Below are 11,056 nucleotides of genomic sequence, written 5' to 3'. Positions count from 1 at the left end.
CGATCGTCTTATAGAGTGAGCCCTCCCGCAGGGACGGGACATCTTCCTTGAAATTCATCGCCTGGTTTGTCCGTCGCCCGGTAGCGACGCTCCTGCTGCTGCTCTCCGCCGTGCTGTCAGGCCTGATGGCGCTACCGCTCCTGCCGGTCTCGGACCTGCCCGATGTGGACCTGCCGGTGATCTCGGTCTCCGCCTCCAATGCCGGCGGCTCGCCCGAGGTGATGGCCCGCACGGTGGCCGCCCCGCTGGAGCGGCATCTGGGCAATATCGCGGGCGTTACACAGATGATGTCTTCCTCCACACGGGGGCAGACCTCCATCTCGCTGGGGTTTGAGCTGGGGCGCAATCTCAATGGCGCGGCCCGCGACGTGGAAGCGGCCATAAGAGCCGCCCGGCGGGATCTGCCGACCACGCCGGGATCGGACCCGCAATATCACCGGGCCAACCCCAATGCGACGCCGGTGCTGATCCTGGCGGTGACGCCGGGCATGCAGTCCATGGCGAAGCTGTATGATCTGGTGAACACGACGCTGCGGCCGATGCTGCTGCAGGTGCAGGGTGTGGGGGATGTCACCCTTATGGGCAGTTCGGCCCCTGCGGTGCGGGTGGAAATGAACCCGCTGCTGTTTTTCAAATACGGCATGGGGTTCGAGAACCTGCGCGCGGCCCTCGCCTCGGCCAATGCCCATACGCCCAAGGGTGTGATCGACATGGGCGACCGGCGCTACCAGCTGGCCGTCAACGACCAGGCCGAGCATGCCGCCGCCTATCGGGATCTGGTCATCGCCTACAAGAGCGGGCGTCCGATCCGGCTGCGGGATGTCGCCACCGTCACCGACAGCATGCAGGACGTGAACGCCGCCGCCTTCTTTGACGGAAAACCGGCGCTCACACTAATGGTCCGTGCCCAGCCGGGAGCCAATCTGGTCGGCATCGTTGATGCGGTGAAGGCGCGACTGCCGCAACTGCGCACGCTGATGCCGGCCGGTGCGGATATTGCCGTGGCGCGGGATGGTTCGGCTGTGATCCGTTCCTCGCTGCATCATACGCTGGTGACATTGCTGGCCTCCTGTGTGCTGGCCTTGGGCGTGGTCTGGGTCTTCCTGCGCTCGTGGACGGCATCCATCGCACCCGCGATCATCGTGCCATGCTGCCTGATCGCCAGCCTCGGGCCGATGCATCTGGCGGGCTTCGGGCTGGACAACCTCTCGCTCATGGCGCTGACGGTGGTGACAGGGCTGGTGGTGGATGACGCCATCGTGGTGATCGAGAACATCATCCGCATGCGCGAGCGTGGGATGTCGGTTGAGGAAGCGGCCATTGCCGGGGCAAGCGAGGTGGCCTTTACGCTGTTGTCGATTACTGTCTCCGTGCTGGCGGTGTTCCTGCCGATCGGGCTGGCCTCGGGGCTGACGGGACGGCTGTTCCGGGAGTTTGCGGGCACCGTCGGCATCGCCGTAACCGTCTCGCTGGTTCTGTCCTGCGTGGTCACACCGTGTCTGACGGCGCTGTGCATGCGGTTTGCCGAAAACAGAACAGCCGTTCATCCAGAAGGGGATACCGCAGATTTTCTGGACCATGAAAAACATAGGGGTAGCCTGTATCGCCGCATTCTGGAAATCTGCCTGACCCATCCCGGCAAGGCGGCGTTGCTTCTGCCATTGACCCTGCTGGTGGGCGTCTTTCTGTTCACCCGCATGCCAAAGGTCGTGTTCCCGCGTCAGGATATCGGCATTGTCTCGGGTGGATCGCGCGGCAGCGGCAGTTCGCTGGCCCAGACCAAGGCCCGGCTGGAGCGGTTCAGCAGGGTGCTGCTGGAAGACCCGGCCGTCAGCCATGTCATCGCCTATCTGGATACGGGCGAGGGTTCCAGCCATGGCATGGTGTTCGCCACACTGCGCGACCTGTCCACCGGGCGGGCTTCCGGGGCGGAAGTGGCTGCACGTGTGGTGGCCCGGATGGGGAAAGACATCCACACCGAATACCATGCCCAGGCACCGGGCAACATCATGATGCGGGTGGGCTCGAACAGCAGCGGCGTCAGCTACATCCTGCGCAGCGAGGACGACCGGTTGCTGGGGCCGGCGACACGCAGGCTGGCGAAAGCCCTGCGGCATCACCCGGAGTTCACGGATGTTGACCCGGACGTCGATCCGCCGGGGCAGGGCATCACGCTGGCCATCGACCGCGATACCGCCGCCCGCGTTGGCGTCACGCCGCAGGTGATCGGTAACACCCTGTCCGACGCGCTGGGTCAGACCACAGCCTCGGTCGTCTACACCACACACGGGCAATACAACGTGGTGCTGACTGTGGAAAACCGCTTCCAGCGCGACCCCGAGATCCTGAAACAGTTCTGGATCAGCCCCTCGGGTGGATCAGCCTCGGGCAGTTCGGCGTCCAACACCATCAGGGTGGTCACGTCGGCCACGGCCAGCACCGCAGCCTCGACGGGTGCGACCGCATTCAGGAACCAGATCGCCAATTCGCTGGCGGGCGGGGCGAATGCGTCCACCGGCTCGGCCGTGGCGACCGGGGCGGAGACACTGGTGCCGCTCTCGGTCGTGGCGCGCATGACCCCCAGCCTTGATCCGGTAGCCGTGACCCATATCGGTTACGCGAGTTCCGCCTCTCTGGCGCTGGAACTGGCGCCGGGTGTGGGCCTGTCGCAGGCACAATCCGTCATCAATCAGGAGTGGCGCAGCCTGCATCTGCCGGAGACCATCACCGGCGAATTGCAGAGCGATGAAGGGGATGTTGGCAAAAGCACCCATGACAGCGAGATCCTGATCACTGCGGCCATCCTGGCCGTCTGGATCACGCTGGGCATGCTGTATGAAAGCGTGTGGCATCCGCTAACCATCCTCTCCACCATCCCCTCGGCCGGGATCGGGGCCATCATGGCGCTCGACCTGTTCGGACTGCCGTTCTCGGGCATGGCGGTGATCGCCATGCTGCTTCTGACCGGTATCTCGCTCAAGAACGCCATCCTGCTGGTGGATTTCGCCATCCACGCCGAACGCGAACGCGGCATGACGGCCCGGGACGCCATCCGCGAAGCGTGTCTGCTGCGGCTGCGGCCGATTGTCATGACCACTTTTGCCGCCGCCCTCGGCGCGCTGCCGCTGGTGCTGATGGGCGGCTACGGGATGGAGCTGCGCCAGCCGCTGGGTATCGCGCTGATCGGTGGCCTGCTGGTCAGTCAGGTACAGACCATGTTCACCACGCCAGCGCTCTATCTGCTGGTGGCGCGATGCGCCGATCACCTGCAGCGCTTGAAACTGCGATGGGGCCGGACAGGTCGAACCTGAGCCGTCCGCTCCCGCAAACAGGAGGCATCAGATTTCCAGACCCTGATCCCGCCGTCTCCCAAACGACCAGTCGACACCGCCATCATCACGGGCGATCCCAGAGACTTCCCTGTCCCGCTGTTTTTCCAGCGAGGGCGTCCACGGCACCAACTGAAAGCCAAGCCCGTTATCAATCATTGCCATCCGACCGGATGCTAGCACGAAGCGCTGGCGATAAGTCCCAGACACATACTCGCCTGCATCGAATGGCTGGTGGGAAAGCCCCTGCTCCGCTTCCAGATGGGGTGGACGGCCTCCCTGCGGCATCAATGTGCCATGATGGAGGTTCACTGACCATCAGGAGGAGACCGCCCGTATGAAAGCTAGCATAATTGGCCTTGATATTGCCAAATCCGTTTTTCAGGCTCATGGGGCTGACGCAAATGGAAAGTGCGTTTTCAAGCGCAAGCTTGGTCGCAGTGAAGTTTCAGCATTTTTTGCAAAACTTGACCCATGTGAAGTTGTTCTGGAAGCCTGCGGGTCAGCTCATTACTGGGCACGGGTGATCAGCAGGATTGGTCATGATGTCAGACTGGTTCCTCCTGATCGGGTCAAACCATTTGTCAAAAAAGGCAAGAAGAACGACGCTGTTGATGCGGCTGCGATCTGCATGGCGGCGACTCATCCTGATACGATGTGTGTTCCGATCAAGAGCGAAGAGCAGCAAGGTATCTTGTCACTGCATTCTACCCGCGCTCTTCTGGTCAAACAGCAGACCATGCTGAGTAATGCGTTACGGGCTCTTGCTTCCGAGTTCGGGCTGATTGTGCCTCTGGGCACACGCCATCTGCCAGAACTGATGGCAAAAATAGAGACATCAGCCGACCTGCCTGCTGCCATGAAGCAGAGTGCCGTGTTGTTATTTGAGCATTATGAAAAGGTCTCTCAGAGCATTGATACTTTGCAAGTGCAGATCCGGGCGCGTGCAAAAAGCGATGATGATGCGCGTCGGCTGATGACCATCCCTGGGGTCGGTCCCATAACGGCTTCTCTGATTGTCGCCTCGGTCGCGGATATTGGCTCCTTCGCCTCTGCGCGCCATTTTGCCGCCTGGCTTGGGCTTGTGCCTCGTCAGCATTCTACCGGCGGTAAAACCCGTCTGGACAGGATTACCAAAACGGGCAACCGGCAGATAAGAACGTTACTGGTTCTTGGTACGACGGCCATGCTTCATCGTGCCCATAAGTGGGATAGCGCTGCGGGTCAGTGGCTATCCCACTTATGGCGCGTCGTCCAAGGCGTCTGGCAACAGTTGCACTTGCCAATAAAATGGCTCGTATCATCTGGGCGTTGTTGTCACGTAAAGAGATCTATCGTCCGGCTGGTGTCAGTGTTTCAGCAGGCTGACCTGCACCAGCAGAACGATGGACACCGGAGCTTGCTCCGGTAGATCCGGCAGTATGTACGAACCGACGTGATGGGAAGACTGTCATTCAGCAACAGTTCAGGCCATACCGTTCGACCGTCTGTGCCCCTGAGCACGTGATACCAGATTGGTGCCTGACACGTAAGCGCACATCCATGATGGCCTGCGCATAAAGTCGCATAAACAGGCCGGACATAAGAGCGCATCTGACCGGGTCTTCACGTTCAATCGGTATGCGTCATCCAGCCGGTAGAATAATACGTTTTGGAAATGACATCGGGAGAACAATGTGAGGTATTGCGCTTAAACGGCCGTCCACATAAGACACGAAAGTACATAACACCCTCTAGCATGAGGGCAACTCCTTCTGATCTGCTTCAAATTCATTTAGCAAACCAGCGGTTAAGAGGAGAAATTCGAATGTTCGCTTAGCACCAAGCAATTAGATGGGCGACACTCGCGTTATGCTAACCACCCCGATTAACATAATATTTATCACATACAATATTTTTATATACAATGAGTTTTATTGTGTATCCATACAAAACGATCTTATGTTCCTAAGTTTTTAGTAAATAACGTATAAAATTTGTCATACGTGGGTATAGGTTTTAGCAATTGAAATCGGAGAAATATCAATTTTAAAATCTCTGGCAACCATTCCAGCGGAGACCAGATGTCGCTTCTCAGTCATATTCTTGAAGATCTGGGTGTCAGCAAGCCAGATGGTCGCCCTTATATACATTGCCTCTTACACCGCCCCGTCAGGTCGAACTGACCAGCACCCTGCGCCAGCACCTCATACGCTACCCCACGCAGTCCCATACTGCAGCCCTTTTTGTTTTATGGGCATCAGATTATATACGCAGTCATTTCAAGGGCGGCACGTTGAAATGGGAGTTCGTGTTCGAAGGTCTTGGCTTGTCCGAGACACAGGACCTCGGCCGCGAACTAGTGGAAAAAGGCCTGAGATGGTGGCACCGTGAGGTGCGCAGATCCGAAGGCCAGACGCATCTGTATCTCTATTCCCTGATGGCGGAAGGTGGCCTGCCGCAGTCACTGCTGGTGGAGGACGGTCTTTACGGGCGCGTCATCAAGGGCCTTCTGGCAGAAATGGAAAGTCATGGCCCCACCATGTCTGACAGCGTGGGCATGACGATTGCCGCGCGCTACGCCGCCAACCTGCCCAAGACATTCCAGGCATCGGAAGATATTTACCGCCTGTTAAAGGATCTGGGCACCGCGATCATCGCTCTCCGCGCCAAGGTGCCTGAAAACATTCCGGCAGAACAGATCGATGCCTGGCTGGACCAACATGACGCCAACTGGGCCAATGAACTCCCACTCCGTTTATCGCCCGACATTGCCGACAGACTGATCCGCCCTGCCCTGCGCACGCTCAGAAACGCGCAATCCCCCATCACCCCCGTTGCGCGGCGTATGCTTGTGCGCGACGCGAACACCCGTCAATGGCACCCGTTTGTTCGCCTGACCGAAGAAGGCATCCTGGCAACGCACTTCCTGCCCGCGAGCGCCAAAGGCCTGCGCATGCGTTTTCTTGCAGGCGGCAATGCCTCGATGGAGACTATTGTCTATAACGCAACGCCCCTGCCCGAAATATCCGAAGGCTGGGAGTTACGCTGCCTCAACCGCACGCCCCTCACCCTTGCGCTTGATCTTGACAGGCCGTTCAGCCTGTCCGGCTTCGCGGATGGGCGGCCAATGGGGGAAGTGGAAATCATTTCTGCCCTGCCCCTGCCCGATGAATGCCCGAGCCTATGGCATCGCCCGCCCCGTGGCATGACAGATGGGCAGGCCAATGTCCTGATCCCCCTTGATGATAGGGCCATAACCCGCGGCCCCACCGTGTGGCTGCTGACCAATGCCACAAGCCAGCCCGTGGCAGGCCCGGGCGTGACACTGGGCGCGCCGGAGCAGGCGCCGCATGGTCGGTTGTGGCCCCTATCGGGCAAGGGCGATGTCACTTTGGGCCAATATCGCTGGCGCATCACCACCGGCGCGCCAGAAGACCTGCCTGAGATACACCTGCTTGCCCAGGGCGCGATGCTGCCGGGCTGGCGCATGGCGGGCAGCAGGGAGCAGATATTTCTCGGCACGCCCACCCTGTATGGTCAGAACGGCCCCCATATCTTCCGCAGCCTTTCCCCTCATAACATTCGTTACCGCCCGGCCCGCACCCTCATGGCGCATATTGCCCAATGGGTCGAAAACAGCACGGAACTGGCCCGCCTGCGCTATGTGAGCCTGCCAGAAGGTGCCGCGCTTTCCCTGCGTGAAAAGGATGCCGGCACGGTTGAACTCCATGCCAATGGCCTTGCCAGCGGGTTATCGCTGCGCCTTGCCGCAGGCGCGTGCACGGTGCAAGGCGAGACACAACAGGGGCATGCGCTGTGCCTCTGCCTCTCTGTCACGGGGCGGCCACCGGGTATGCTCACCCTGCAGTTCAACGCGCCAGCCACGGGCCAGATGCTTGAACTCACGGCACCCTGGCCCACCCATAACGGTATTATCCTGGCGCCGGACAATACACGGCTCGAACATGATACGCCCATAGCGGTGGACGGTTTACGGGGCTGGATGGCCATCGTGCCACCCGCACGCCGGTGCAAGATCCAGCTGCGCACGGCGCACCAGTGTATCGATCTTCGGATTGAGGGAGAAACGCCGCTGGCCGTCTATATACCCCTTATCCGCTCCATGCTCGCGCATGGCGGCCCTGACTCCGATGTGCGCCTGAGCCTTGTCACCGATGGAATGGAAAGCCGCAGGCTGGAAATCCGGCGCTACCACCGCCAGTCGCGCCTTCAGGCCGATGGCACGCTCTGCCTGGGCATACCACGCAATGAGCACGTCACAGGCGGCAATGCCTTTACCCAGATTGCCACAAAAGGCGCGGTCAATCTGCACACAACCAATATCAACAGGCCCGGTCAGGCGGAGCGCCATCAACTGACCGCGCAAGGCGCCATTGATCTTGCAGCCCTCCTACCCTCGGAGGCAAACGACCTGTGGCTTGTGCAGGCCACGCTGGATGGGCAGGTGCAGCGGGCGGCAATCTGGTCCCCCGGGTCCGCGCCCGTTTCCCCAACCACGCGCGACCAGCGCATAGAGGCCTATGGCACGTGGTGGGAAAAGCTTAGCGCATCGGATAGCCTGGAAAACCGTGCCGTGTGGAGAGAGCAGTGGTCGGTCATACAGGCCGCGATGGAAGGCGGGGATGCGGGCATGCTTGATCAGGTGCAGGCCCTCGCCGCCGTGCCCCAGGCTCTGATCCGGCTGGTGCTTGAGGTGCCCACCGGGCAACTGCTCCATGCGCTCTCCCTTGATACGGCTGCCCCCATCTTCTGGCCGGCCCTGCCGGTGCAGGCCTTTATCGAGGCTGTGGGCACGCACTATGCCAGCCTTGTCCGGCATTATGGCAGGGTCTGTGACAGCGAGGTAGAAACCGCCAGGACAGCACTGAACGCCATGGCCCGGCGCATTGACGAGATTCTGGTCCTGCATCCCGAACTGGCCAGCCATTTTGCAGCGGCACTGGTGCAGGCTGGCCTGATTGCTGACCTGCCCCCTTCTTTGATGAACAAGATCATGGTTGCCCCGCGGGAGGACACACTCATCACGCTGGCCCAGCAGGTCGCCCGCCGCCATGAATGGGTGCCCGATGGCATACCGCGTATCGAGCCTGACATGCGCCTAGCGGGTTTTTCGGGTTTCAACACCTACATCCAGAAAATTATCAACGCCCCCATGGTCGCGGCTGAAATGGCGGCACAACCGCAACCACCACATATTGCGCGCAAACGATTGCTTACACTTGCCAATCTGCGCCTGATCGACCCCGGTTATTTTGACGACGCGCTGCCCATCGCGCTGGCAATCGTGCTTGATAAGGCCAATTCATGACACGCTCCATGCTATTCCAGACCCTGGCTCATCTCAATGCCTGTTCGGGCTCCGCTGCCGTGGCGCGTAGCCGTATTGCCAGCACGGGGCTCAATGCCGCCCTGCTGCGGCGCCTGTCGGTGGGCCCGGGGCAGGAGGGCGCGTTACTGAGCAGCCCGATCTTTGAATCTGCCCCCATATGGCAATCCACCCCTGAAACGCTGGATGACCTGTCGGGCTCATTTTTTGATCCCCGCCTTGTGACGGCGCTGGATACGGCAACCAAGGAACGCATGCCGCGCAGTCGCCAACCCTACACCCATCAGCTTGCCGCCTGGAAGGCCGCAAAGGAGGGACTGTCGTGTCTGGTCACGTCGGGCACGGGATCGGGCAAGACCGAATGTTTCATGTTGCCCATGCTGGATGATCTTCTGAATGATCCGGTACAGGGTAAACTTGATGGTGTCCGCGCCATTGTGGTCTATCCCCTCAATGCGCTGATTGAATCCCAGCGCGAACGCCTCAGCGCGTGGACGGAACAGCTCAGTGACCGCATCACGTTTGCGCTGTACAATCGTGATACGCCTGAAACCGCCAGGCACCAAAAACGCATCCTGTCCGCGGCCGAGATTGGCGACCGCAAGACCCTGCGCGCCCGGCCGCCTTCCATTCTCATCACCAATGTCACCATGCTGGAATACCTGCTGCTAAGGCATGCCGACCAGCCCGTTCTTGCCCAGTCGCAGGGTCTTCTGCGCTGGATCGTGCTTGATGAGGCCCATAGCTATATTGGCGCGCAGGCGGCAGAAATGGCGCTGCTCCTGCGCCGCGTCCGCAATGCTTTTGGCGTAGCCCCCGAGCAGGTCCGGGTCATGGCCACATCGGCAACGATCAGCGATGGCGGCAAGGCGGAAACACACAGCAAGCTGGAGGACTTCATAGCCTCGCTTGCCGGGACCGATAAAGAGCAGGTCCGTGTCATTCACGGCGTAGAATCACAGCCTGCCCTACCTGAGATGGGGCAGGACAGGCCGCTTGACCCGGCAGCACTGGAGGCGTGCGATGGCGCGGCGCTGTGGGCGGAACTGGCACCCCATCCGCGTATTCGCAACCTGCGCCATAAAATGCGCTCCGGCGGGATCAACCTGCCCGCCGTCAGCGAGCTCCTGTATGGTGACCGTACGCAGCAGGAAAAAGCCCAGTCCGTCCTCGACATCGCCGCCCAGACAAAAAACCCCTGCACGGGCGAGCCGCTGCTGCCCTGGCGTGCCCATATTTTTCACCGCGCGCTCGGTGGGCTGTGGGTATGCATCAACTCCGCCTGCAGCCACCGCGATGCTGAACTGACGGCACCGGAGGCGCAATGGGGTTTTGGTACTGTCTGGCTGGAACAGCGCGAGCGCTGTCCGTGCGGGTCCCCGGTTTTTGAGCTGCAGGCCTGTTCGGATTGCGGCACGCCCTTTCTGGTCGCGAGCAAGGAGGTTGGCATGCATGCCCGCCTCCTGTCATGCCAAACGGGAGCGCGCGACGAATTCCTGGTGGATATAGAACCCGATCCCGACACGCAGACCATGGAGCCGCTCAACCTGTCGGTCTGGCTGCGTCCGGCCACCGGCACGGCATCGGATCGCCTTGTCTGCCTCGATACCGGCACGATCTATGATAATACCCCTCCGCAGGACACCCGCACGGTAGCCCTCAACCTAATAGAAAAGGAAAAGGAGCGCGGCTGCTGCGCCGGGGCGGAACGGGCCATGCTGCGCTCCCAGCATTTCGGGCCGTCCTTCTTCATGGGCGCCATTTTACCCGACATGGCGGAGCGGTTGGTGCCCCCCTGCGCGAAACCAGCAGCCTGCCCATGGAGGGCCGCAGGGCCATTACTTTCTCCGACAGCAGGCAGGGCGTGGCCCGTCTTGCCGCCAAGCTGCAACAGGATGCCGAACGGAGCCTGACACGCGCATGCATCTATCATAGCGTGCAACGCGATGACGGGATGGATCCTGCCGAACGGAAAAAACAAGAGCAGTTCCTGCAGAAAATGAAGACGATGGACCCCGTCGGCTTTGCAGACCAAATTGCCGAAACAGAGAAAGAACTGAGCCAACAGGCAAAAGCCATTCCGTGGAAAACGCTTGTCAGTACCCTCGCCCAGCAGGATGAACTCAGGCAGTTTGCAACACAGGTCTGGGCGGAGCGCGACTGGGGTGGCCGGGACCTGGCCGAAGACCCGGCGCTTCTGGCGCAAATGTTTCTCTATCGCGAACTGTTTCGCCGCCCGCGCGTGCAAAACAATGTCGAGACCATGGGGTTGGCCCGGCTCGTCTTTCCCGCAATGGAAGCCAAGGCGCGCCTTGGCGTGCCGCATGCCGTAAAGCAGGCAGGCATTGAGGATACGGCGGTCTGGGCTGGCTTGGCCCAGCCCGCCGTGGATTTTGTT

At 60.6% G+C, this 11,056-nt stretch carries 4 protein-coding genes and 2 pseudogenes; 5 read left to right on the top strand and 1 reads right to left on the bottom strand.

Annotated features, from left to right (window positions below):
* The first annotated feature begins 47 nt into the window (after positions 1 to 47).
* The gene (locus tag ABF824_RS13630) at positions 48 to 3,311 is read left to right on the top strand and encodes an efflux RND transporter permease subunit (protein WP_415489551.1); all 3,264 of its coding nucleotides are present in this window, start codon (positions 48 to 50) and stop codon (positions 3,309 to 3,311) included.
* A 27-nt stretch (positions 3,312 to 3,338) separates the two neighbouring features.
* Here ABF824_RS13630 and ABF824_RS13625 read toward each other — a convergent pair.
* Positions 3,339 to 3,542 (bottom strand): annotated as a pseudogene (locus tag ABF824_RS13625) (DUF3363 domain-containing protein); the annotation flags it as partial.
* A gap of 124 nt (positions 3,543 to 3,666) precedes the next feature.
* Here ABF824_RS13625 and ABF824_RS13620 point away from each other — a divergent pair.
* The 4 genes and pseudogenes from ABF824_RS13620 to ABF824_RS13605 all read left to right on the top strand — a co-directional run.
* A complete protein-coding gene (locus tag ABF824_RS13620) occupies positions 3,667 to 4,740 on the top strand; it encodes an IS110 family transposase (protein WP_415489550.1) in 1,074 nt (357 codons plus the stop codon).
* 705 nt (positions 4,741 to 5,445) lie between these two features.
* Positions 5,446 to 8,640: pseudogene (locus tag ABF824_RS13615) on the top strand (STY4851/ECs_5259 family protein); the annotation flags it as partial.
* Positions 8,637 to 10,571, top strand: a complete 1,935-nt coding sequence (locus tag ABF824_RS13610; RefSeq protein ID WP_415489549.1) for a DEAD/DEAH box helicase — start codon at positions 8,637 to 8,639, stop codon at positions 10,569 to 10,571. The pseudogene ABF824_RS13615 and the gene ABF824_RS13610, both read left to right, overlap by 4 nt.
* Positions 10,523 to 11,056, top strand: a 534-nt coding sequence (locus tag ABF824_RS13605; RefSeq protein ID WP_415489548.1) for a hypothetical protein, incomplete at its 3' end; no start/stop codon positions are given. The genes ABF824_RS13610 and ABF824_RS13605, both read left to right, overlap by 49 nt.

It is taken from the genome of Acetobacter sp., assembly GCF_047721705.1.
In the GTDB taxonomy this organism is placed as follows: domain Bacteria; phylum Pseudomonadota; class Alphaproteobacteria; order Acetobacterales; family Acetobacteraceae; genus Acetobacter.
Note: the sequence above shows the minus strand (reverse complement) of the source record. Positions and strands in the feature narration are given on the sequence as shown.

Excerpts from the sequence above, each read along its gene's own strand:
- ABF824_RS13620 (WP_415489550.1), top strand. The coding sequence starts at position 3,667 with ATGAAAGCTAGCATAATTGGCCTTGATATTGCCAAATCCGTTTTTCAG.
- ABF824_RS13610 (WP_415489549.1), top strand. The coding sequence starts at position 8,637 with ATGACACGCTCCATGCTATTCCAGACCCTGGCTCATCTCAATGCCTGT.